The organism is Sedimentisphaera cyanobacteriorum (assembly GCF_001997385.1).
Taxonomy (GTDB): domain Bacteria; phylum Planctomycetota; class Phycisphaerae; order Sedimentisphaerales; family Sedimentisphaeraceae; genus Sedimentisphaera; species Sedimentisphaera cyanobacteriorum.
In genome coordinates, this window is the sequence record NZ_CP019633.1 from 402,766 (window position 1) to 426,875 (window position 24,110).

The 24,110-nt window shown below is 46.3% G+C and carries 21 protein-coding genes and 1 tRNA gene; 9 read left to right on the top strand and 13 right to left on the bottom strand.

The annotated features are described in order from the left end of the window. Positions 1–35 precede the first annotated feature (35 nt). The 5 genes from L21SP3_RS01465 to cmoB are packed head-to-tail and all read left to right on the top strand — an operon-like array spanning position 36 to position 5,800. On the top strand, positions 36–1,382 hold the full coding sequence (locus L21SP3_RS01465) for a COG3014 family protein (RefSeq protein ID WP_077538869.1): 1,347 nt from the start codon (positions 36–38) through the stop codon (positions 1,380–1,382). 21 nt (positions 1,383–1,403) lie between these two features. Then, the gene (locus L21SP3_RS01470; protein ID WP_161488047.1) at positions 1,404–1,826 is read left to right on the top strand and encodes a YcfL family protein; all 423 of its coding nucleotides are present in this window, start codon (positions 1,404–1,406) and stop codon (positions 1,824–1,826) included. A 15-nt stretch (positions 1,827–1,841) separates the two neighbouring features. Then, positions 1,842–2,456 (top strand): penicillin-binding protein activator LpoB, encoded by a 615-nt coding sequence (gene lpoB / locus L21SP3_RS01475; RefSeq protein ID WP_077538873.1) that lies wholly within the window; start codon positions 1,842–1,844, stop codon positions 2,454–2,456. Between the two features lie 14 nt (positions 2,457–2,470). Then, positions 2,471–4,780 carry a CsgG/HfaB family protein gene (locus L21SP3_RS01480; protein WP_077538875.1) on the top strand — a complete coding sequence of 770 codons (2,310 nt, stop codon included), beginning with the start codon at positions 2,471–2,473 and terminating at the stop codon, positions 4,778–4,780. Positions 4,781–4,834: 54 nt separating this feature from the next. Next, a complete protein-coding gene (gene cmoB / locus L21SP3_RS01485) occupies positions 4,835–5,800 on the top strand; it encodes a tRNA 5-methoxyuridine(34)/uridine 5-oxyacetic acid(34) synthase CmoB (protein ID WP_161488048.1) in 966 nt (321 codons plus the stop codon). Between the two features lie 87 nt (positions 5,801–5,887). Here cmoB and L21SP3_RS01490 read toward each other — a convergent pair whose 3' ends face one another. Further along, positions 5,888–6,673, bottom strand: coding sequence for a hypothetical protein (locus tag L21SP3_RS01490; protein WP_077538880.1), 786 nt, complete (start codon positions 6,671–6,673; stop codon positions 5,888–5,890). 310 nt (positions 6,674–6,983) lie between these two features. Between L21SP3_RS01490 and L21SP3_RS01495 the strand changes: the two genes are divergently transcribed. Continuing rightward, entirely contained in the window at positions 6,984–7,187 is a 204-nt protein-coding gene (locus tag L21SP3_RS01495; RefSeq protein WP_077538882.1) for an FmdB family zinc ribbon protein, read from the top strand. A 39-nt stretch (positions 7,188–7,226) separates the two neighbouring features. Beyond that, the gene (locus tag L21SP3_RS01500; RefSeq protein ID WP_077538884.1) at positions 7,227–7,577 is read left to right on the top strand and encodes a DUF362 domain-containing protein; all 351 of its coding nucleotides are present in this window, start codon (positions 7,227–7,229) and stop codon (positions 7,575–7,577) included. Between the two features lie 52 nt (positions 7,578–7,629). On the opposite strand, the gene L21SP3_RS01505 is transcribed toward L21SP3_RS01500, so the two are convergent. Further along, a tRNA-Ser gene (locus L21SP3_RS01505) sits at positions 7,630–7,714 on the bottom strand. A 455-nt stretch (positions 7,715–8,169) separates the two neighbouring features. Between L21SP3_RS01505 and L21SP3_RS01510 the strand changes: the two genes are divergently transcribed. Both L21SP3_RS01510 and L21SP3_RS01515 read left to right on the top strand, forming a co-directional pair. Then, positions 8,170–9,009, top strand: coding sequence for a type II secretion system protein (locus tag L21SP3_RS01510; RefSeq protein WP_077538886.1), 840 nt, complete (start codon positions 8,170–8,172; stop codon positions 9,007–9,009). 116 nt (positions 9,010–9,125) lie between these two features. Then, positions 9,126–10,556, top strand: coding sequence for a sulfatase (locus L21SP3_RS01515; RefSeq protein ID WP_077538888.1), 1,431 nt, complete (start codon positions 9,126–9,128; stop codon positions 10,554–10,556). Between the two features lie 35 nt (positions 10,557–10,591). Here the strand turns inward: L21SP3_RS01515 and L21SP3_RS01520 are convergent, their stop codons facing one another. The 11 genes from L21SP3_RS01520 to rsmA form a co-directional block, all read right to left on the bottom strand. Continuing rightward, a complete protein-coding gene (locus L21SP3_RS01520; protein WP_077538890.1) occupies positions 10,592–12,238 on the bottom strand; it encodes an AMP-binding protein in 1,647 nt (548 codons plus the stop codon). 11 nt (positions 12,239–12,249) lie between these two features. Continuing rightward, positions 12,250–12,825, bottom strand: a complete 576-nt coding sequence (locus L21SP3_RS01525) for a helix-turn-helix domain-containing protein (protein ID WP_077538892.1) — start codon at positions 12,823–12,825, stop codon at positions 12,250–12,252. 72 nt (positions 12,826–12,897) lie between these two features. After that, a complete protein-coding gene (gene ilvE, locus L21SP3_RS01530; RefSeq protein ID WP_077538894.1) occupies positions 12,898–13,755 on the bottom strand; it encodes a branched-chain-amino-acid transaminase in 858 nt (285 codons plus the stop codon). 237 nt (positions 13,756–13,992) lie between these two features. Next, positions 13,993–14,478: an NADH-quinone oxidoreductase subunit NuoE family protein gene (locus tag L21SP3_RS01535; protein ID WP_077538896.1), complete on the bottom strand. Its 486-nt coding sequence runs from the start codon at positions 14,476–14,478 to the stop codon at positions 13,993–13,995. Between the two features lie 42 nt (positions 14,479–14,520). Beyond that, a complete protein-coding gene (gene hydG / locus L21SP3_RS01540) occupies positions 14,521–16,014 on the bottom strand; it encodes a [FeFe] hydrogenase H-cluster radical SAM maturase HydG (RefSeq protein WP_077538898.1) in 1,494 nt (497 codons plus the stop codon). 60 nt (positions 16,015–16,074) lie between these two features. After that, a complete protein-coding gene (locus L21SP3_RS01545) occupies positions 16,075–17,850 on the bottom strand; it encodes an NADH-dependent [FeFe] hydrogenase, group A6 (RefSeq protein ID WP_077538900.1) in 1,776 nt (591 codons plus the stop codon). A gap of 5 nt (positions 17,851–17,855) precedes the next feature. Then, complete coding sequence (gene nuoF / locus L21SP3_RS01550) at positions 17,856–19,712, bottom strand: NADH-quinone oxidoreductase subunit NuoF (protein ID WP_077538902.1); 1,857 nt, start codon at positions 19,710–19,712, stop codon at positions 17,856–17,858. Positions 19,713–19,818: 106 nt separating this feature from the next. Then, the gene (locus L21SP3_RS01555; protein WP_077538904.1) at positions 19,819–20,466 is read right to left on the bottom strand and encodes a redox-sensing transcriptional repressor Rex; all 648 of its coding nucleotides are present in this window, start codon (positions 20,464–20,466) and stop codon (positions 19,819–19,821) included. A gap of 176 nt (positions 20,467–20,642) precedes the next feature. After that, complete coding sequence (surE, locus tag L21SP3_RS01560) at positions 20,643–21,401, bottom strand: 5'/3'-nucleotidase SurE (protein ID WP_152024006.1); 759 nt, start codon at positions 21,399–21,401, stop codon at positions 20,643–20,645. A 179-nt stretch (positions 21,402–21,580) separates the two neighbouring features. Next, on the bottom strand, positions 21,581–23,203 hold the full coding sequence (locus L21SP3_RS01565; protein ID WP_077538908.1) for an arylsulfatase: 1,623 nt from the start codon (positions 23,201–23,203) through the stop codon (positions 21,581–21,583). Between the two features lie 12 nt (positions 23,204–23,215). After that, positions 23,216–24,106, bottom strand: coding sequence for a 16S rRNA (adenine(1518)-N(6)/adenine(1519)-N(6))-dimethyltransferase RsmA (gene rsmA / locus L21SP3_RS01570; protein ID WP_161488049.1), 891 nt, complete (start codon positions 24,104–24,106; stop codon positions 23,216–23,218). Positions 24,107–24,110: the final 4 nt, after the last annotated feature.

Sequence of the window (24,110 nt, forward strand, 5' to 3'; positions counted from 1 at the left end):
ACAATGCCCGAAGTTGTGTTATATGAGCTCCATTTATGAATAAATGTTACTTAATTTTTGTTTTCTCAGCATTTTTCCTTGCAGGCTGTTCAAGCAGCAATGTTATCACCTCGTTTAATTCAAGGATTATTTCAGGTGAATACGGCAGGGCTATGATGCTTGCAGAGTCTCATATAGGGGATAATCCGAAGGCATCGAAAGATGATGTCTTATGGAATATGCAGGCGGGCACTGCCTCGAGGATAGTTGGTCTGTACGGCAGGAGCAATGAGTTTTTCAGTGAAGCCGAGAGGGATCTCAAAAATTTTAATCTTGAGAAAAACGAGACCGCAAATCAGGCCGCTTCAACCGTTGTTAATGACAATATCCTGCCTTACTACCCTATGCATTGCGAGGCGGTGATGCTGAACACATACAAGGCGGTAAATATGCTTGCTATGGGTGAGTGGGATAATGCGAGAATCGAATTCAACAGAGCTATTGAGCGTCAGCGAAGGGCAAAAAAGTTTTTTTCAGATAAGATACAGGCGGCAAGAAACGAGGCAAAGCAAGAGAGCCTCGCTCAGAAAAACCTTCAGAGAAATCAGCTCAGGCAAACCTTATACAGCAGTTATCCGGAGCTTAAGGATTTCGAGCCTTACGGGGATTACATAAACCCTTTCCTCTCCTACGCAGCGGGGATATACTTTATGTACGACGGCGAGGATGATAAGGCGGAATTTTTGCTTAAGCAGGCAGCTGGAGCCGTTAGTCAGAGCAGGTATGCAGTTTCAGACTTTAAGAACTTTCGAGCCGGCAAATCGTATAAAGAGCCAAGAGTTTGGATCTTTTTTGAGAACGGACTCGCTGCATACAAAGAAGAATTCAGAATGGATCTTCCTATAATGCTTGAATCCAGCGGAATAAACTACGTTGGAATTGCTCTTCCAAAACTTAAATACCGCTCTGCTCCAGTGCAGAGGCTTAAAGTGGCTGCAAGTGATGATTTCTACTATACCGAGCCATTCTGCAGTATCGACAGGGTAATAAAGGCAGAATTCAGCAAGACATACGATGCTGTTTTTACAAGAGCCGTGCTTTCAGCATCATTAAAAGCTGCTATGCAGTATGCTCTGTATAAAGAGGGCGGCTCACTGCTCTCGCTTGCCGGAGCGGCATACGCCTTCGCCACTACCTCAGCAGACTGCCGGAGCTGGACTTCGCTTCCAAAACAGATTCAGGTGCTTAGAATGGAAAGGCCAAACAGCGGCGAGATAGTTTTTATGCCCGGAACAGACAGACAGAAAAAAGTTGAAGTTCCGCCGGAGAAAGATGCCTTGATTTTCGTAAGGGCAGTCAGCAGCAGGGCGGAGCTTAGCTGTGAGATGATAGAATTAAATTAGATGTTTGATTTGGAGAATATTATGAGATTTTATTTAGCAATTGCTGTTATGATGGTTGTATTTGCCGGCGGATGCGCCCAGCAGAATACAGACCCGCGCGTTCAGATGGGGGAGGGAGTGTCTCAGAGCAGTCCAGTTTTATCACCCATAACAAAGGCGGTCAGTGATCTGATTGGCCAAGGGGTTAAGGTGCAGACGGTTACTGAATCGGTAAATTCCAACGGCTTCTATCAGGTGGATATAACCCTCCGCAACGAATCATACAAGACGAAACGTTTCCAGTACAAGTTTGAGTGGTTAGATGAAAACGGCGCTCTTGTGCCTACGAAAACCAGCACTTGGCTGCCGTTCAGCATCAGCGGCAATTCCACTGCCACAATAAAGGGCGTTGCCCCTCGCAGTGAGGCGAAAAATTTCAGGGTTGTAACAAGAGACAAATTTTAATCAGGAGCGTAAATTATGAAAAAAGCAATATGTTTAACAGCGGTTTTCTCATTCGTCCTGCTTGCAGGATGCGCAGCACCCACTAGGAACATTGATGTGAGAAATGATGAGGGCAAGGCTGTGATGGCCTTAGACTATCGAGATTTCGATCAGGCAGCCAGCAAAATGGTTCAGGATATGGTGCAGAAAGGCGTTCTCACAAAGCCGGACGGTTCGAGGTATGTCGTGGCTACAGGCGATATAAAAAACGATACTACCCAGTATTTCGATACAGACCAGTTGATGGCCAAGATTGAATCAGAAATGCTCAATACAGGCAAGGTGGTTTTCACTTCCGCTGTGAGCGGACGCAAGGAAGGTGCTACAGACAAGATGATCGAAGAGACCAGAAAGCTGCGTGAATCAGACGAATTCGATCAGTCAACAACAATAGACAAAGGCAGGCTAATAGCGCCGGAGCTGAGCATTTCAGGCAAGATCATCCAGAGAAACATCTCATACGACCAGAACACTCAGCAGGTTGAATATTATTTCCAGCTTTCCCTTTCAGACCTCACATCAGGAATGAGATACTGGCAGAATGAAGTGGTTCTCGGCAAAAGGGGAAGCAATAAGTCAGTCTCATGGTAATTTAGGAGCATAAAATGAAAACAATTGCAGCAGCTTTACTCGTAACCTGTGCAGCCTTAATGGCAGCAGGTCAGGGAGTTCAGCAGACAAACACAGCTTCTGTAGAGGCTAAAGGCTATGGAGCAACCGAAAACGGGGCTTTGTACGATGCCTTGAGCAACGCGGTAAGCAGGGCAGGCGGGCTCAGCATAGAGCCTAAGTTTGCGCCCTCCAGAAGAAGCGATTATTCAAAACCGCAGATTGAGCGGCGTTTTAACGGATACATAAAGACATACGAGATAATCGATTCCGGTCAGGAAAAGGTTCAGTTTACCGGAAAAGTTGAGAGAAGAAAATCAAGGCTGGAAGGCAGGGCTGAGCTTGAGCTTCAGGAAGAAAAGGCCGGCGAGCTGGAGGTTGACGGCCGGCTCGACGATGAATCTTCAAAATCCCGCTATGTTATGAGGTTTTATGTGAAGGTTCGTGCTGAGGTTTATCAGTACAAGCCGGCATTTGAAGAGCCGAAAGATAAGAGGGTGCGGATCGTTGTGATGCCGTTTGATTCTTCAGGCTCTTCAAAGGATTATGCAGAAAAGCTTCAGTCCCGCTTGATTGCAGGTCTCTCCAAAACGAATAATTTCAACGTTTTAGACAGAAAGAACGCTGAAGACTTCGCACGTGAGAGAAATATCTGGCTCAGTGCTGATGCTGATATGCAGGAAAAGGCGAGGCTCGCAAACGTTCTCGGAGCTGATATGATGGTTTCCGGAGAGCTGGAAAAGCATAATTATCAGGACGCTGTGAGGAAGCAGTCCGCACGAAGACTCAAGCTCTACAAACTTGAATCCGAGCTGAATTACAGCCTGATTTCTGTGCCGGAAAGGGCGGTTAAGCTTTCTGATAATCTCAAGATCACTTTGAAACCCTCTCAGATTAACGAGCTTATTCCCAGAGATGTGCCCACAGATTTAGAGGTAGATTTTGAGGAAGTGAATTCTTCAGTTGCCCGGATGGCTTCGGAGAAAATTACCGAAAAAATCAGCAGTTATGTATATCCGCCGCTGGTGGCAAAGGTTTCCGGAGAGGATGTTTTTGTCAATCAGGGCAAAGGCATGCTGAGCAATACGGATGTTCTCAAGGTTTACCGCCCGGGCGAAGAAGTGAAAGACCCGCAAACAGGGCTCTCTTTAGGCTCTGCTGATAAACCGGCAGCACTCTTGGAGGTTGTTGAGCCTATGGAAAATCTCACAAGGTGCAGGGTAGTAAGAGGCAAAGCGGAAGATATCAAAAAAGGTTTCCGCTGCAGAAAACTCGAGCAGACGAGAAATAATAGAAGGCAAATTCAGCCTCGCAGAATCCGAAACAACATTTCAGATAAGCCTCAAACCTCGCAGAAGCAAGACGAAATGCTTAAAGCGGATGTCTCTATAAAGCCCAAAACAATTGCAGTTCTGCCTCCGAGGGTGTTTTCTGATAAATACAGGCTTTACAATTCCCTGATTCCAGCGGATATTATGGCTTCCCGCTTCAGCTCATCGCTCACCTCAGCCCTCAGCAAAACGCAGAGATTCCAAGTGCTCGACAGGGCGTATGAAAGGGAATACGACAGCGAGATCGACCTTCTTATGAAACGCTCCACAGTAGATCAGATTATGGATGTCGTGGATTCTGTGGAAGGGGCAGATTATCTGCTCGCTGGAAGCATTACAGATTTCTATCTCAAGAAGGAAAATATCGAGATTGAGGCCGCCGGGATGGACTACGATAAGTACAGCGCATTTTTCCGCTATGAATACAGGATAATTGAGCTGAAAACCAGGAAGATAAAGTTCGCCGATTCTATGGACATTGCTTGGGATGACCGCGCAGTTAAGGATGTGGTTCCGGGCCTTACATACTCAGACCAGCGCGACCTTGCCGAGAACAAAGCCATAGGCAGCCTGCTCGGCTCTGCTGCGTCCAAGGTTTGCAGTAAATTCATAGACCAGCTCTACCCGATTCAGGTTGTCGGCGTTTCTTCAGGCAGGGCGGCAGTGAATGCAGGCGAGGCCGTACTTGTGCCGGGCACTGAGCTCAAGGTTTACAGCCGCGGCGAGGAAATGAAAGACCCTTATTCAGGCAAATCGCTCGGCAGATTCGAGAAGCCTGCCGGCACTATATACATCGAAAAGGTGAATGCGAAGGTTTCCTACGGCAAAATCACTCAGGGCAATATTGAAGTTGGCAATATATGCAGGCCTGTTAGAGAACATCGCTATATACATCACCGCAGGCCGCCCCGCGGCAGAAAACCGAATGTGGAGAAAAGCAGCAGCGGGGGAGTTCGTCTTCCATACGATAATTAGAATTAAGATTTTACAGGCTGCCGGTATGCTATGCCCGCAGCCTTTTCTTTAAATATGAACGCATACAACAGATTTTTCAACCGGCTTGCAGAAAGTTTGCCTTCAGATTTAGTTTCAAGAGTCAGGCGTAAGTCTGATTCAGTTTTTCAGCAGCCCGGCCACGGCGATTTCGACCGCTGGCTTGAGGCCGTGCATAATATGCCCGATATTAAGCCTGAAAGTATGGATTTCAGCAGCGATGCTGTAACCGCTTCCGGCAAGATTTCCCAAGAGGATAAGGAAAATATATGCAGTTCCCTCAAGCAGCTTCATCCTTGGCGCAAAGGCCCTTTCGATATTTTCGGTGTGCATATTGATGCCGAATGGAAAAGCTCTCTGAAATGGGCGAGAATAAAGGATAAAATCTCTTCTCTCACGGGGCGTAAAGTGCTTGATGTCGGCTCGGGCAACGGCTATTACGGCTATCGTATGCTTGCAGGCGGGGCTGAGTTTGTTCTCGGGCTGGACCCTACTCTGCTATTTGCCGCGCAGTTCCTTGCTTTGAATAAGTATTTCGATTCAAGCAGAAATTTCGTTCTTCCGCTGGGCATTGATGATTTCCCGATGGATTCAGAGGCTTTCAATACGGTTTTCTCAATGGGTGTACTCTATCACAGAAGAGATGCCTTGAAGCATTTGAATTCACTTGCCGGCAATTTATGCCCAGGAGGTGAGATAGTTCTGGAAACGCTGATTATTGATTCACAGGAAGATGCGGTTTTCGCTCCGCAGGGAAGATACGCAAAGATGAGAAACGTTTGGAATCTCGCATCGCCTTCAGTTATTATGCGCTGGCTCGAAAACGCCGGGCTCAAAAACGTTTCTATGATAGATAAAACGCCAACCACCTCACAGGAGCAGAGGAAAACCGATTGGATGAGATTCGAATCTCTAAACGATTTTCTCAATCCGCAGGACAAATCTAAAACTATTGAAGGTCATCAGGCGCCCATACGGGCTGCGTTTATAGGCTCAAAGTAGATTTTCGTTTTTGCATTAAGCCTGTGGGATGAAAATCAAATTTCTCATCAGCAATCTGCATGCAGAGATTAAATTAAAGCCTCGCTGTCAATGGTGGTGATGGTTGAATTCTGAGGGGTCTTTGCCCGTATATTTCGCTGCAAGAGTCGGGAAGATTATATCGCTCAGGCAGCAAGGCACGAGCACCGCTGCAAACAGAACAATCAGAATTCCACCGTAATTCAGCAGAGTCAGCTCTTTTGCGGTATTCATCATTATATGTGCAGTTGATGCCCAAACGCTTATCAGAACGTGCACGAAGTGCGGCATTTTTGACGCTGAATGAGATACAAATCCAAGAATTATGCCCAGAAGCGCCGAGCCGTTAACCAGAATCGGCTCTTCAATAAAGCCTATATGCACGCCTTTAGATTCGTGGTTGTGCTCAGCATGGGCTGAATGGTCGTGCTGCCCGCTGTGATTATGTTCAGCTTCAGTTTTTGAGTGATTATGGTCGTTATGCTCGCTGCCTTGATGGTTATGATTATGGTTTTCACTGTGGCCGTGGACAGGAACTGATATCCCCATCACTTCCTCTCCCATAAACGGAATCACCGAATCGCTCAGAGTTGCAATTCCGATAGAGCCTATGTAGCCTGCAAGAAAAACCTTCCAGATGGAAGCCCTAAACGTTTTGCTCTTGAACAAAAGCGTTGTAGCCCAAGCCGATAAAATTATATGCCCGGGATGGAACACCTTAAACAAACCGTGCCCTGAATCGGGGAAGATTTTATTGAACAAGACCATACAAAGCAGTCCTATTGCTGCACCGCCGAAAGTGTAAGGCGAATGTTTGAGCAGTTCTTTTAATGTGTCGTTTATTTTATTTCCCATTTTCCCGCTTTCGCTTAAAAATTATATACCAAGGTACTTTAAAACTGCCTGTTTGTTCTCAAACCGATTATATAGCAACACTGGTATTTGAAAACTTTATTTTTCATAATATTGAGCCGTAATCTTTCAGCGCTTACTAAACTCATTAAAATTAGCGCATATATGTCCCAGTATGCGCAAACCAGTAATCTATTTCTCTTCGAAACAAGCTTTCACATTGCTGTTAAACAATATTCATACCTTTAGGCACGGATTTTGCCGAATTAAAATTAAAAAATCAAAATTGTCAACTCATTTGAAAGGACAAATTATGCCGATGTATGAATACAGCTGCGAAGAATGCGGCAAGAAGTTTCAGTTTTTCCAGAAATCTATGCAATCGGAAAAGAAGCAGAGCTGTCCTGATTGCGGCAGTTCGAATGTTAGAAAGCTGATTTCGAGCTTTTCTCCCGGCAGTGATACAAGCTCTGCTGATTCAGTAAGCTGTCCTACGGGCACCTGTCCGTTTTCATAATTACAATTAACAGAAAAGATGTTTTAAGCAGGAGTTTATATGCCGTGGGTTAATGAAGAAATGTGCGCAGGATGCGGGATCTGCGAATCAGAATGTCCTGTAGATGCGATTTCGGTATCAAAGGGAGTTTCGGCGCAGATAGACGAAAGCGTGTGCATTCGCTGCGGGAAGTGTCATGATGTATGTCCGAAAGATGCCGTCCGGCACGACAGCGAGAAAATCCCTTTGCTGATTGAAGAAAATTTAACCGATGTTAAGCAGAAATTGAGCCACTTTCAATCCACTCAGGATAAAAGCGATTTTTTCGAAAGGATAAAACGCTTTTACAGAATGAAGGCGAAAGTGGCAAATATGACAATTGAGCGGATTGAGGATTTGCAGGACGAATAATTTCCTTCCGGTTAAGCGCAAAAAAAAGAACCGCTAAGCGGTTCTGTAAAAGCGGAGGAGGAGGGATTCGAACCCCCGGAACGTTTCCGTTCAACGGTTTTCAAAACCGCCACCTTCAGCCACTCGGTCACTCCTCCGTTAGAGTTTCCTTGAGCGAGAGAAGAATTATAAAAAAATGTGATTGGATATCAACCGTTTTTAATAAAAATATCACTCGCTCAGCGATGAAGATTGAAGAGCCTCATTTGTCTTTACAAAAAAAGCTTCTCAAGGCCGGTTTTCGATAAACGCTTTATCTGCCGTGATGTGTATTTTTTATTGTTGTATCGCTCGCTGCTAATACTTATAATGAATAGTATGAAGCTTCAATATTGCGCAAAATGACAGGTTTTTTTCGTGAAATAAAATTGATTTTGATTTGCTCTAAAGGGATAATCATTTTATAGCAGAAACTTACTGCATTTTTGAAGTTTTTGTGTAAATTTTCAAAATACATTAATTATTTTGAAAAAAATTGGGAAAAATTTTTGTTTTTAACATATACTTATGAATGGCTTTAATAAAATAGGTTAACAGATAGGAGAAAAGCGTTATGAAAAGGAAAGCATTTACATTAATCGAGCTTCTGGTAGTGATTTCAATTATCGCTCTTTTAATGGCGGTTTTGATGCCTGTATTGGGCAAGGCAAGGAAGCAGGCTATGAATACAATGTGCAAAACCAACCTCCACAGCTGGATGCAGGCAACTAGTCTATATCTTGCAGACAACAGCGACAGCTTCTGGCCGGGTTTCTATGGCTCAGGTTCTCAAGATGACAGAGCAGAGAAAAGCCTGTGGTGGATGGATGTTCTGAGCGAATATTATGATGATATAGACGAGCTGAGAGTTTGTCCGACAGCGGACGAGCCGAGGCAGTATTACGACGGCCGGGAGAATCCAAAAGCCAACGAGCCGTTTGCAGCTTGGGGGATTTACAACAAGAGCAATAACTTATTCGGCCGGAAGGTTGACGGTTATTACGGAAGCTATCTCTTCAACGGCTGGCTCCAGAATAAATATTGGGATTATGTTGATGTTGACTTCAAGCAAAAGTTCTGGAAGCGCAGCTCAGCCTTAACCACGCCTTCAAATGTGCCGGTATTTACAGATGGTCAGCATATTGATGCATGGCCGAATGCAGGCGATAATCCTCCGCCTTCTGAGACAACGAGGTGGAATTCCAACAGTTCGCATTTCTGGCGTATCGTTCAAAACAGACACGATGATGCCCAGAACGTTTTAACTGCAGACGGTGCAGTTAATACTGTGGGCCTCAAGAAGCTCTGGACATATAAATGGCACAGAACTTTTGATACGCACGGCAGATGGACATCCTCCGCCGATCAGGACCCGGACTGGCCTGAATGGATGGACGGTATGAAGGATTATTAACAAACAGTTTTTTAAGAACCTTAAAAGGGCGGTATTTTTTATGCCGTCCTTTTTTTTGTCAAAAATTGCCCGCCTCAGGATATAAATAAGTAAAACCCAAAATAAAGAGGCATAAAATGAAACGAAGAGATTTTTTGAAAACCGCATTCAGCTTCACCGCCGCCGCTGCTTCAGGAATTGCTTACGGCAAAGAATATGAAAAGCCCAATATACTGCTTATAAACATTGATGATATGGGCTGGCGGGATATCGGCGTAAACGGCTCGGATTTCTATCGCACCCCAAACATCGACAGGCTCGTAAGAAGCGGAATCAATTTCAGCGACGGATATGCAGCGGCCGCCAACTGCGCTCCATCACGTGCGTGCCTGCTCAGCGGGAAAAATACTCCACGCCACGGCGTATATACTGTCGGCAGCTCTGAGAGGGGCAAAAGCAAATACCGCAAGCTGATACCGACCAAAAACAAGAAATTTCTCGATGAAGATGAAATTACAATCGCAGACTGCCTGAAAGATGCGGGCTACAGAACCATTACTCTCGGCAAATATCATGTAAACAGCGACCCTCTCAAGCATGGTTTTGATGAGAATGTAGGCGGTTATCATAAAGGCCACCCGCCAACCTATTTCAGCCCGTACAACATACCCACACTTGAGGACGGCCCGAAGGGCGAGCATCTGCCAGAAAGGCTCACAGATGAGGCATTGAAATTTCTCGACAGAAACAAGGACAGGCCTTTCTTTATGTATTTTCCGTTTTATTCGGTTCATTCACCTATTGAGGCAAGAGATGATCTTCTTGAAAAATATAAAAATTACGAACCGGGCGAGCTTCACAAACGCGCAGATTATGCCGCTATGATAGAGGCTGTGGACATACATATCGGCAGGCTTATAAAGAAAATCGACAAGCTCAATCTTCGAGAGAAAACCCTGATTATCTTCACTGCCGATAACGGCGGGGTGCACTGGGCAACTGATATGGCGCCTCTTCGGGGCTGCAAAGGTTCATATTATGAAGGCGGTACCAGAGAGCCTCTTGCGTTCTCTTGGAAGGGCAGGATTAAGCCCGGGGCTACCTGCGATGTACCTGTAAGCCAGCTGGATTTCTTCCCAACTCTTCTCAGCATTGCGGGAGAAAAACCGCCTGAGGGCAAAATCCTCGATGGCAAAGATCTGTCCCCGCTTTTATTCGGGCATGAAAAGCTCTTCGATGCCCAGAGGCCTCTGTTCTGGCATTTCCCGATATACCTGCAGGGCGGAGACGATGAAACAAGAGACCCGCTTTTCCGAACTCGCCCGGGCTCGGTTGTGCGAAAAGGGGATTGGAAGCTGCATGAGTATTTCGAAGACGGCCAGATAGAGCTCTACAATCTCAAAACAGATATCGGCGAATCAAAGAATCTCGCAGAGCTTTACCCGCAGAAAACTAAAGAACTTTATGATATTCTCTGCCGCTGGAGGGAAAAAACAAATGCGGATATCCCGAAAAAGCTCAATCCCAAATACGACCGAAAGGCCGATATGAAGGCAAGGAAGAGTTAGCAAAATCAGGCGGGGCGGTAAAAACAGTCCCGCTTTTATTTTGTTTTGGATAATTCAGCAGCCATCTCTCTGAGCTTGTACTTCTGGATTTTTCCGCTGGCAGTCATTGGAAATTCATCAACAATGAAAATATGTTTTGGTGATTTGTATCTTGCGATTTTGGTTTTTGCGAAATCCCTGATATCCTCAGGCTTTGCATCTGAGCCTTCTTCAAGAATAACAAATGCCCCAACTTCCTCGCCGTATTTCTCATTTGGGACACCAACCACCTGCACATTGCGTATGTCAGGCATTGTGTAAAGGAATTCTTCAATCTCTCTGGGGTAGATATTTTCGCCGCCGCGGATAATCATATCCTTAATTCTGCCTGTAATTTTGTAGTAGCCCTGCTCATCAGCCTCGGCCAGATCGCCGCTGTGCAGCCAGCCGTCTTCGTCTATTGTGCGTGCGGTGGCTTCCGGCATTTTGTAGTAGCCTTTCATAATGTTGTAGCCTCGGCAGCAGATCTCCCCCTGTTCTCCCGGCCCGAGCTTCTCGCCCGTATCAGGATCGATAATCTTCACCTCAATATGCGGCAGCTTCGTTCCCACAGTATTAACCCTTCTCTCAATCGGATCGTCTGTGCTGGTTTGCGTAAACACAGGCGAGGCTTCAGTGAGTCCGTATGCGATAGTTATCTCGTCGCAGTGCATCTTGTTCATAACGCTTTTCATTGTTTCGATAGGGCAGGGCGACCCTGCCATAATCCCCGTCCGCAGGCTTGAAAGATCAAACATATCAAACATAGGGTGATTCAGCTCTGATATGAACATCGTAGGCACGCCGTAAATGGCGGTGCATTTTTCCTTTTGGACTGCCGCAAGAGCAAGCAGGGGCTCGAACTGTTCGAGCATCACAAGCGTTCCTCCGTGGGTGAGCGTTGCCATAACACCCAGAACAAGCCCGAAGCAGTGAAAAAGCGGTACAGGCAGGCATACCCTGTCGACGCTGGTGAGTTTCTGCCTTTCGCCTATGTAGTAGCCGTTGTTGAGTATGTTCGAGTGGGTGAGCATAACGCCCTTAGGAAAGCCTGTTGTCCCCGAGGTGTACTGCATATTGATCACCTGATCACAATCAAGACTTGCCGCTTTCTCATAAACTTTATCCCAGCTTGTATGCTCGCCGAGAATCATAAGCTCGCTTGTGTTGTACATCCCGCGATGTTTTTCCTGACCGATATAGATAACGCTTCTCAGCTCGGGGTATTTTTTGCTTTTGAGCTCGCCTCTTTTCTGCGTTTTCAGCTCGGGCACAAGCTCATAAACAGTCTGCACATAATCAACGTCTCTGAATCCGTCAACAATCGCAAGGGCTTTCATATCAGACTGCTTTAAAACGTAATCCAGCTCGAATTTCTTGTACAGAGTGTTCACCGTTACGAGCACAGCCCCTATCTTTGCTGTTGCGAAGAGAAATGTCAGCCAGTCCGGCACATTCCTCGCCCACACTCCTACATGATCGCCTTTGTCAATTCCGGTATTCAGCAGGCCGGCGGCGAGCCTGTTTACCCTTTCCTCAAACTGCCTGTAAGACCATCTCAAGCTTCTGTCAGGGTATGTGATAAAGTCTTTATCGGGGCTGCTTTGGGACAGTTCAGATAGAAATCCGCCCAGCGTGTTTCGGGTAAAAAGCTGGTTTGTCATAAATTAAAGCCTTAAAAAGGAGTGTAAACCACCGCAAGTATTTTGGCGTCTCTGCCCATTGCGTGCACGTTGTGGGGCACTATTGAATCGTAGTATATGCTGTCGGATTTGGAGAGGCTGTATTTATGCTTGCCGTAATCGATTTCTATGTCGCCTTCCAGGACATATATAAACTCCTCGCCTTCATGCGAGGAAAGACAGCGGTCAACACTGTCTGAATATTTAACGCTGATGATGAAAGGCTCCATGTGGCGGTCTTTCTTCTCTGAGGCAAGGCTTGTAAAGTCCAGCTCGCTTTCCCTTGCGGCTTTCGAATTTCCGCTGAAACGAACAACCTTCTCGGATTCTTCACCCCTCACTACTGCAGGGCTGAGTCCCGGGTCGTCATCAAGCAGGGTGCCGAGGCGAACTCCAAGCCCTCGGGCAATTTTGATGAGCGGGGCGAGAGAAGGAGCAAGAGAGCCTTCTTCAAGTTTTTTTATCTGTTCGGTGCTCAGCCCGCTTTGTTTGGAGAGCTGGGCTATGTCTAATTCTTTCTGCTCTCTCTGCTGTTTAAGTCTTTCCGCAAGTTTATTGTTATCAGCCATGATAAACCCACTAATTGCATATTGGCAAAAAACAGGCTTTGATACCGCAAAGGGTTTCAGAGCCTGAAATGTTTATTCGTTTACGCAGTTGTAAAACCTTTTTCTAAGGTCTTTAGTGATAGCCCCGGGCTTGCCGTCTCCGATAGTCCGGCCGTCAATCTTCACAACGCCAATTACCTCAGCAGCCGTTCCGGTGAGGAACATTTCATCTGATGAGTAGAGGTCGAATCTTGTGAGATTTTTTTCTGCTGTTTTATACCCTGCCTGAGCAGCAAGCTCGAGAACTACCTGTCTGGTTATTCCGTTCAGTGAGCCCGCCTGAACAGGGGGAGTGCAGACTATGTCATCTTTTACGATAAAAACATTATCTCCCGTGGCTTCTGCTACGTACCCCTGACTGTTGTACATTATCGCTTCGAGAACATCATTATCTATCGCTTCAATTTTGGCGAGTATGTTATTGAGATAATTTAAGCTCTTAACCTGAGGAGGCACGCATTGAGAAGGGTTTCTCATATATGACGAGCTTACTACAGCAAGCCCGTTTTCATAAAGCTCTTCGGGGTATAGCTGGATATTTGCAGCAATAATAAATACCGTCGGCTTTGGGCAGTGAAACGGGTTCAGCCCAAGTGTTCCAGCACCTCTGGAGGCTACAAGGCGGATATAGCCGTCGGTAACTCCATTGGCTTCAACTGTCTTGTGCATAGCATCTATCATTTCCTCTTTGCTCATTTTGATATCGAGTCTGATATACTTTGCACAGTTGTAGAGCCTGTCTATATGCTGCTTTTCGCGGAATATTTTTCCGCTGTAAACACGTATGCCCTCAAATACACCGTCTCCGTAAAGAAGGCCGTGGTCTAATACAGATACCTTGGCATTCTCCTGGTCAACAAGCGAGCCGTTGAGCCAAATCTTTTGAGCCATAAAAATCTCCGGTCTTTGAAAAATGCTTAGTAGGGATATACGCCGGCGTTCTGAAATCGATGAAAATCAAAGCCAGATAGCTGCCGCTGTAAACGAACATTTAAGAATAACTGCCAGTGCTTTTTTGTCAATCTATTTCATAGCGATTTTCCGGCAAAATCGCCCATTTAATGTGTCTCAAGAATACAAAAGGGGGCATTAAGCCCCCCTTGAATTTGTTAGTTAAATTGGAGGATATTATCCTGCTGCCTTTGCATTTTCTCTGTATGCCTTGATTATCTCTACTGTTTTCTCAGGCGTGAGGTCGCCGTAAATTTCATCGTCGATCATCATTACTGGTGCCAGCCCGCAAGCTCCAACGCAGCGAGCTTCCTGAAGCGTAAACAGCATATCATCTGTTGTTCCGCCCACTTCAACGCCAAGCTCTTTCTTGAGCGTATCAAGCACAACATTAGCTCCCTTCACATAGCATGCAGTTCCCATACATACTGCCACATTATGCTTGCCCTTCTCCGAAAGATTGAAGAAGCTGTAGAATGTGGCAACGCCCCAAATATGAGCGGTAGGGATATTCATCTGCTGAGAGATGATATTCATTGATTCCAGCGTCAGGTATCCATAGAGCTTCTGCGCCTTGTGCAAAACTGCAATCAGATAAGATTCGAAGTGCGGCTTATCTCTAAGGCTGTCTATATACTGCTTTAATTCTGTATAGTCGGGCATATCCTGTATTCTCCTATTTCTTTATTAACGAAACACTAATTACTAAAAATAAATATCTCTTTCACCGTTCAGCGTTCGCTGATAATTGCTCATAAACTGCTGATAAACCTTTTCAGGGCTTTTTTCTTTGATTTCCTGGATCTCTTTCTGGATAACCTTTTCGCCGAGCTGCTTTGTCCTCTCGCTGGCGAAATCATCAAGCCATTCACGGAAGGTGATCACTGCATTAAGCTTGCAGAACTTGCCTTCTTCACCGGATTTGAGCAGGTTCATAATGCACTTGCCTGTACGACCGCAGCGATAGCCTGCTGTGCAGAACGAGGTGATCATTCCCTTCTCTGCGTAGTCGCCTATCATCTTATCAAGGCTTCTGGTATCTCCGAGGACGAACTGCTGCCTCATTTCTTCCTGCGTTGATTCTGCAAGCTCTGCGTAGCCGCCGATGCCTATCTGAGATGAGGCGTCTGTCTGAGTGCATCCGTAGCTGAGGCACTTATCCTTAAACTCTGAATCTTCCCTGCACGTAATGATAAGCCCTGTATGGGGCACAGCTAACCTCACTACTGTTACCAGCCTCTCGAAATCTTCATTGCTCACGCCTTTGCACTGAGATACGTAAGGCGTGTTTACTGCCGGCTCGATTCGAGGGAACGAGATTGTATGAGGGCCTATGCCGAATTTGTCTTCCAGCTCAATTGAGTGGTACAAAAGCCCCATCACTTCAAACTTCCAATTCTCGTAAAGACCGAAAAGCGCTCCGATTCCAACATCATCAACCCCCGCCTCGAGAGCCCTGTGCATACAGTAAAGCCTCCAGCGGTAGTTGCCTTTTATTGTGTTGGGTGGATGAACATTGGCATAAGTAGGCTTGTGGTATGTCTCCTGAAATACCTGATAAGTGCCTATGCCAACGTCTCTGAGGTATTTGAGCTCATCAATCTGGATAGGAGCCATATTTACGTTCACACGCCTGATCGATCCGTAGCCGTTTTTCGTGGGCATCTTCGCGCTGTAAACAGTGTTGATTGTATCAGCCACATAATTAACGTCTGTACTGGGGTGTTCGCCGTAAACAACGATAAGCCTTTTATGACCAATCCTGCCTGCAAGAACTTCCGCCTCCTTTTTAACCTCTTCCATAGAAAGCGCTCTGCGGGAGGACTTTTCGTTATCTGTTCTGAAGCCGCAGTAGGCGCAGTTGTTCACGCAGAGATTAGCCATATAAAGCGGAGCGAAGGTAACGATTCTGTTATCGTAAACCTTCTTCTTTACCTTCAGAGCAGCTTCCTGCATTTCAGCAAGCATATCAGGGTTTGTAACGTTGAGAAGCTCTGCAGTTTCCTGCGGAGTCAGATTCTCTACGTTAAGGCTTTTGGCGATTATCTCGCGCACCCTTGCAGGGTCAGGCTCTTTTCCCTCAGCGCCGGCGAGTACAGATTCAATCTCTTCGGTATTGATAAAGTCTTCCCCGCCGTCGAGGTACTTATCTATTTCATCCTGCTTGATTCTGTTTTCTATCCAGCTTTTTGTGTCCATCTTGAAACTTCTTTCTTATGCAGGCCGGACTGTCTCCGGCCTGCTCTTAGTCTTATTTCCCTAACATTTAGAGGGCAGTTCGGTTGGAATCACTCCCTTAGGCTCCTTCGGCTTGTAATGCGTGTGAAGGTATTTATGTGAAATCTCTCCGAGAGGTTCGCCGAGATATTGTTCATAGAGCTTTTTGATGTCGGGGTTATCATGGCTTACCCTTATATCGTTTGAATCATCGCTGCTGTATAGAGCGGAAGCTCTCTTTGCAAGGCATTCTTCGTCGAGCGGGATGCTGTTTGTAAGCGGATAGGGCTGTCCGCCTCCGCCGATACATCCGCCCGGGCAGGCCATTATTTCAATAAAGTGGTATCTGTCGGGGTGTTCTTTGGCTTCTTTGAGAAGCTTTTCGGCATTTCCAAGCCCGTGAGCCGCAGCTACGCGAACTTCCATATCGCCTACCATTACAGAGCCCTTCTTAATGCCCTTCATTCCTCTAACCGCTTCTACATTTACCTCACCGAGCTCTTCGCCTGTAATCATATAGTGAGCGGTTCTTATAGCAGCTTCCATAACACCGCCTGTGGCTCCGAAAATCACACCTGCACCTGAATATGCGCTGAGCGGATTATCCGGCTTCTCAGGTTCGATATCTACGAAGTTTATACCTGCACTTTTAATCATCCATGCAAGCTCTCTTGTTGTCAGCACTTCATCGGTTGATTTGATGCCGTCAACATCGAGCTCAGGTCTTGAAGCCTCGAATTTCTTGGCAGTGCAGGGCATAATCCCTACATTCACAATGTCTTCGTTTTTAAGACCTAAGCTCTCTGCAAAGTAAGATTTTATCACTGCACCTGCCATACTCATCGGAGATTTGCATGTTGAGAGATGGTCGAGAAGCTCGGGGTAGAATTGTTCTACAAACTTCATCCAGCCGCTTGAGCAGGAGGTGAGCATTGGCAGTGTACCCCCGTTCTTGATTCGGTGAACAAGCTCGCTTGCCTCTTCCATAATCGTAAGGTCTGCTGCGAAGTTTGTATCGAAAACGTAGTCAAACCCAAGCTTGCGGAGAGCCGCAAAAATCTGGCCTTCCATATCAGTTCCCGGTTCAAGACCGAAGGCTTCGCCGATAGAGGCCCTCACAGATGGAGCCACGTTCACTGTTTTTACTTTGGTTTTATCGCCCAGAAGTTCGAAAACGTCCTGACAGCTGTTGTTCTCAAGGAAAGCAGCGGTGGGGCAGATATTAACGCACTGCCCGCAGGCTGCGCAAACGCTCTCGCTCATCGGCATATCAAAAGCCGGCATTACAACTGTCTTAAACCCTCTGTTGGCAAGGCCGAGATTAGTTACTTCCTGTATCTCTGAGCACATCCTTACGCATCTGCCGCAGAGAATACATTTGTTGGGATTCCGAACCACTGAGATAGAGGAATAGTCCTCGTTGTATTCTTTTCTCTCGCCTTCGAAATGCCTTTTCTGAATGCCGACAGATGAGGAAAGCCTCTGGAGCTCGCATATACCGTCTCTCTCGCAGGTATGGCAGTCCTGCGGGTGATTATCGAGGATAAGCTCAACGATATCCCGCCTTGCCCGCCTTACCTCGGGGGTGTTGGTATATATCTTCATTCCGTCTCTAACCGGCGTAGCACAGGAGGCCGAGAAGTTTCTCGCACCTTCCACCTGCACAATACAAACCCTGCATGCCCCTTCGATTGAGAGCTTGGGGTGATAGCAGAGTCTCGGTATTTTGTAGCCGAGTTTGTCTGCGGCCTGCATAATCGTCTGGCCGGGTTCCACTTTATATTCTATGTCGTCTATGTGTATGGTTATTAAATCCATTTGTCTTATCCTCTGTCAACTGCACCGAATTTACAAACTTCGTAACATTGTCCGCACTTAATGCATTTTTCCTGATCGATAACGTGCTTGCCTTTTTTCTCGCCGCTGATTGCATCAACAGGGCAGGCCTTTTTGCAGGCACCGCAGCCCACGCAATTGTCGTTAATGCTGTATCCGAGAAGCGCGCTGCAGACGCCCGCACGGCATTTCTTCTCTTCAATATGTTCCACATACTCATCCCTGAAGTTTTTGATCGTGCTGAGCACAGGATTCGGGGCAGACTGCCCGAGCCCGCACAGCGAAGACTTCTGGATCATTGTTCCGAGTCTTTCGAGCTTCTCGATATCGCCAGGGCGGCCTTTGCCCTCAGTGATTCGTGTGAGAATCTCGAGCATTCGCTTTGTCCCTTCACGGCAGGGCGTGCACTTTCCGCAGGATTCATCCTGAGTGAATTCGAGGAAAAACTTCGCCACATCCACCATGCAGGATGTCTCGTCCATTACGATCATACCTCCGGAGCCCATAATAGAACCCGCTGCTGCGAGGGAGTCGTAGTCGATTTTTGTTTCCAGATAGCTTGCCGGAAGGCAGCCGCCTGAAGGACCGCCGGTCTGAACGGCTTTGAATTCTTTCCCGTCCGGTATTCCGCCGCCTATATCATAAACCATCTCTCTGAGCGTTGTTCCCATCGGAACTTCAACGAGCCCTGTATTGTAAACTCTTCCAGCAAGAGCGAACACCTTAGTTCCCTTGCTCTTTTCCGTTCCAACTGTGGAAAACCAGTCTGTCCCGTCGAGCATTAAAGCAGGTATGTTAGACCACGTCTCAACATTGTTGATAAGTGTTGGCTTGCCGAACAAGCCGGACTCGGACGGGTAAGGAGGTCTCGGCTTGGGCATACCTCTGCGTCCTTCAATTGAATGGATAAGGGCGGTTTCCTCGCCGCATACGAAAGCTCCAGCACCGAGTCTGAGCTCTACATCGAATGAAAATCCGGAACCGAGGATGTTTTCCCCGAGAAGCCCCTTTTCTTTTGCCTGCCCGATTGCAATTTCGAGCCTCTTAATAGCAAGCGGGTATTCAGCACGGATATAGATGATCCCGTTTGTGGCTCCGATTGCGTATGCGCCTATAAGCATACCCTCAAGCACTGAATGCGGATCGCCTTCGATAGTGCTTCTGTCCATAAATGCTCCGGGGTCGCCTTCGTCAGCGTTGCATATAACGTACATCTCCTCGTCTTGGAATTTAGCGGTGATATCCCATTTAAGACCTGTAGGGAAACCTGCGCCGCCTCTGCCGCGAAGACCGGATTCTTTAACTTTTTCAATAACATTTGCGGCTTTATGGTTTTTAAGCACATCTGCAAGTGCTTCATATCCTCGATTGTGAATATATTCATCAATATTTTCAGGGTCAATGATTCCGCAGTTTCTCAGAGCAATTCTAAGCTGCTTGCCGAATACCGGCAGATCGCCGAACCTGCCGTAAGAGCGGTTATGCAGATCATCGCTTTCGGGCTTTTCGCTGCCGCATTCGCCCTGGAGCCATTCTGTGATTACCTCTCCGCCTATAAGATGCTTCTGAACTATCTCAGACGCCTTTTCCGGCGTTACTTTTATATATCTGTATGATTTTCCGCCTGTAACTACCTCTATCGTAGGCTCTACATTACACCTGCCGGCGCAGCCCTTACGTGAAACCCGGGTATCCTTAAGCTCGCCGGATTCTATAGCATCGTTGAACACCTTCATTGCTTCACGGGAACCTGCTGCGATCTCGCAGGTTGCCATACCAACGAATATCTCGTGTTTTATCCCTTCGCGCTCGTGCTGATAAGATTTATCAGCTCCGCTGCGCATTTCTTTAATAGCTTGGATTGGATCTGACACCTTTATCCTATCCTTTCAAAAGATTCACTAATAACTTGTTTTAATACGCCTAAAAAAACTGCGTTTGACCGCAGTTTCAAATATCATCTATATTCTGAGCTTTGTTCTTCTCTGCAGCTATTACGTAATAGATGAGGTTTTCAAGCTCCATCTCGAGGTTGATATTGTTTATCACCACCTCGTCGCTGCTGCCCAGATTTATCGGGGCAAAGTTCAATACGCCCTTTATCCCCGCTTTTTTCATCACTTCAAACACCTGCTGAGCGGCCACATCCGGCACCGAAATAACACCCAGCTTTATGCGGTTTTTTTCTATATATTCCTCAAGCTTTTCAAAGGGGTAAACAGGGATCTCTGCATCCTCATCAACCTTTGAGCTGTCTATGTCGAAGGCTGCATCTATCTTTATAGATTCCTTCTCAAAACCCTTATAGCTCATCAGAGCCTTGCCTATATTTCCAAAGCCCACTATAATTACTTTGTGAACCTCGTGCTTGCCGAAGATTGTGTTCATCTGTTCGACCAAATCGTCAATGTTGTAGCCGCCTCGCTTGTTGCCTGTAATTCCGAACAGTGAGAAATCTTTTCGAACCTGTGCAGAAGAGGTTCCCGTTGCATCTGCAAGATTGCTCGAAAATACCTTAACAAAACCGAGCGATTTCAGCCTTGTCAAAGCGTTTTTATAACGCGAAATCCTTACAATGCAGTTTTTGTTAGTTGCCATAAAGGCCTTACTCCCGGAAAATTTATTTCCTTGAATAAATCAACACCTAATACCTTTTAATATGTTTATTAAAAACATTATAACGCAAAAGTCAAGCTTTTGTTGTTCAATTTTTCACAAAATCAAAAAATTTTATAACTTTTTTTGTGTTTTGTTTTTCGTTTGGGAATACGGTTTCAGCAGTAGCACTGGCCGGCAGAATAATTTTCTTTGAGCTGTTCAAGTCTTTTTCTGTCGGTCATAAAGTATTTTACGGGTGTTATTGTTGTGAATCCGTTCATTATCGCTTCTCTGTCGGTCTCTTCTTGAGCCAGAGCATCTTCCTCGCTCATAATCTGATATGTTTTTTTGCCCTCTTCGCTGATGCCCTTGAAGTATTTCTCTTTATAAACCTGCTCTGCCTGAGGCACGAAGGCTATCTTCTTTTCGTTAAATTTTCTCAGACAGGGCACGTTGATGTTGTAAACATCCCCGGGCTTCATATCGCCAGCCACCATCTCAATCGCCCTGAAGCCTTCCTCTGCTGCCTCTTCGATCGATTCCTGTCCGATTCGTGCGGAAACTGCTATTGACGGTATCCCGTAAAAAGCCCCCTCAACAGCTGCTGCAAGCGTGCCTGAATAGAGCATATCCACCCCGGCATTAGAGCCTATGTTCATCCCGGAAACTATAAGATCGAATTGCTCATCGAAAAGCTCCAGCACTGCAAGCTTAACGCAGTCAGCAGGCGTCCCTTCGATTGCCCAGCCGGTGAAAAGCCCGTCAACAGATGCCTCCTCGCATACTATCGGGCTTAATGTAAGGCTGTGGCTTGCTCCCGATTTGCCGGTTAGAGGAGCTGCCACTTCAACATCTCCAAGTTTGGTTAGCTGCTGATAAAGGCAGTGGAGAGATTCGCAGAAAATCCCGTCATCGTTGGTAAGTAGAATCCGCATATTGTTTACCCCTGTATTGCTCTTAATTTTTTTCAAAGTTTAATCACTTTTCCCTTAATATCAAACCATGCGATTTGTTCAAAAAGAATATGTGTTATGTTTTATAATGCATTTTAAAACAGCTTTTGCATTTTCAAAAACAGCATAAAAAAGGGCGGCTGTATTGCCGCCCTGAATTATTATCTAACGCTTTTCTTGATTTTTGGTCTCCAGCCCGAATTATCCAGAGGATAAACACCGTTCTTTTTCGCCCATGAGTCCCAAAGCTCTATCATTTTCTTTTTCAGCTTTGGGTATTTCTCGGAAATATCGTTTAGCTCTGTAGGGTCTTTTTCTAAATCGTAAAGATACCAAGGACCGGCGTATGGCTTCTTATCCTTCGCCGGAGAAACGAGCTTCCATTTGCCGTATCGTACAGCTCTGTTGGCCTCATGTTCCCAATAAATCGGTCTGCGAGGCATACTTCCGCCTTTGAAAGCCGGCATAAGGCTTATTCCGTCTGTTTTGTTGATTAGATTGCCCTTGTATTTGCTGGGATATTCAGCCCCGCCAGCATCGAGGCAAGTGGGCAGAATGTCGATTACATGCCCAAACTCATCTGTATAGCCGCCTTTATTGCCTACCTTTTTAGGCCAGCGTACAATCAGTGGAGTGGTTATCCCGCCTTCATACGTGTCCTTTTTGTATTTTCTGAAAGGCGTATCGCTTGCATTAGCCCAGTTTATTTTGTAGCTTTCATTGTCGCCGGGCTTGCCGATGGTTTCGATATTGCCTTTACCAGCAGACTCAGCACAAGCGCCGTTATCGGAAAGGAACATTATCAAGGTGTTGTCAAGCTCGCCTTTCTCCTTGAGCTTATCAAGCACCTTCCCGAGATTGTAGTCCATGCAGTCGATCTGGCCGGCATACGCTGCCATTCGCTTATCCCAGAGTTTTTTCTCGTTATCAGGAATATCTTTCCAAGCAGGAACTCTCGGGTCTCTTGGTGAAAGCTTGTAGCTTTCGTCAAAAAGGCCGATCTGTTTCTGCTTTTTGAATCGTCTCTTTCGCAGCTCATCCCAGCCGATCATATACTTGCCCTGATACTTTTTGAGGTATTTATCCGGCACCTGAAGAGGGCGGTGGGGGGCATAGAAAGCAAGATACATAAACATCGGGTTGTTCTGATTTTTTTCGAAGTGATTATCTATGTATTCTGCCGCCTCTTCAGCTACTCTGTCTGTGAGGTATTCTCCGTCTTTGAGCTCAATTCTTTTGTTGTCTCTGGTCATTGTAGGGGTGTTGTAGTAGCTCCCGCCGCCGGTGAGGTGTCCGTAGAAATGATCAAAGCCTCGCTGAAGCGGCCATGAGGATTTATCCCCGTCTTTGTCCATATTGTTGCTGAAAGTTACATGCCATTTTCCAAGCATATAAGACGTATAACCTGATGGCTTAAGCCCTTCGGCTATAGTGATGCATTTATCGTTCAGTTCGCCCTGATACGCATCAGTCCCCAGATCAGAGGCAGTCATCCAGCCCATGCCAACGCTGTGCTGGTATTGTCCGGTAAGCAGAGATGCGCGGGTCGGGCAGCATCTGGCGGTGTTGTAAAATTTCCTGAATCGAACCCCTTCTCCAGCGAGTTTGTCGATATTAGGCGTTGAAATCTCGCTGCCGTAGCAGCCGAGGTCTGAATAGCCCATGTCATCAACTAAAACTACAAGGATGTTGGGTTTCTTGGTTTTCTTCAATGCATCCCCGTATGCTGCCGAGCAGTATGCAAGCGGCAGGGCTTTTAGAAAATCTCTGCGATTTAATGCCATTAGTGAAGCCTTTCAACGATTTTGTAATAAGTCGAATAGTATATTTGAAAGCTCAACATATTCAGAGGGATTGAGCATCTCGCCTCTAATCCCTGAATTAATGCCGGCTTGCTGGAATACGTTTTCCCAGTCTTTTATCTGCGATAGTCTCCCGTCCGCTAAACGGCAGCAGGCTCTAAGTGTTTTTCGTCTGTGCCCCATAAGCAGACTCACCGCTTCCTTCAATAGAGATATATCCTTAATGCGTGCGGTTTTTGACAATTTTTTTTCAAATTTCACCATTACCGATTCAACCTTAGGCGGAGGCCAGAAAACCTGAGGCGGAAGAGTTTTAAGAATTTCAGCTTCTCCAAGAGCCTGAATTATTATGCTCAAAGGCCCGTAGATTTTGCTTCCGCTTTGGGCTGTCATCCGCTGACCAACCTCTTTCTGTATCGTTACATACATCTGGTCTGCAAAAGGGCTGTCTGTAATAACGTTTATCATAACAGAAGAGGCTATGTTGTAGGGCAGGTTCGCTGCGAGAATCAGCCTGCCTCCAAGAGCCTCTCGCATTTTTTCCGCTTCAGAAATCAAATCCGGATTGAGCCGATTTTTCGTTTCAAGCGCATCGGCGCAGATTATCTTAACGTTTTGGAAGTCTTTGAATCGCCGGCTCACGCACTGCCCGAGCAGTTTGTCGTATTCCACTGCCACAACTCTGCCTGCCGCTTCGGCCAGAGCTTCGGTAAGGCTTCCTGTTCCGGCGCCGATTTCCATCACTGCATCAGTTTTTTTTATCTCGGCCTGAGAAATAAGAAAGTTAATCAGATTTGTATCGAAAAGAAAATTCTGACCGAGCTTTTTGTCCGGCTTCGCCCCGCACTGGGCAAGTATGCTTTGTATCTGCTGCTTACTCTGCACGTGG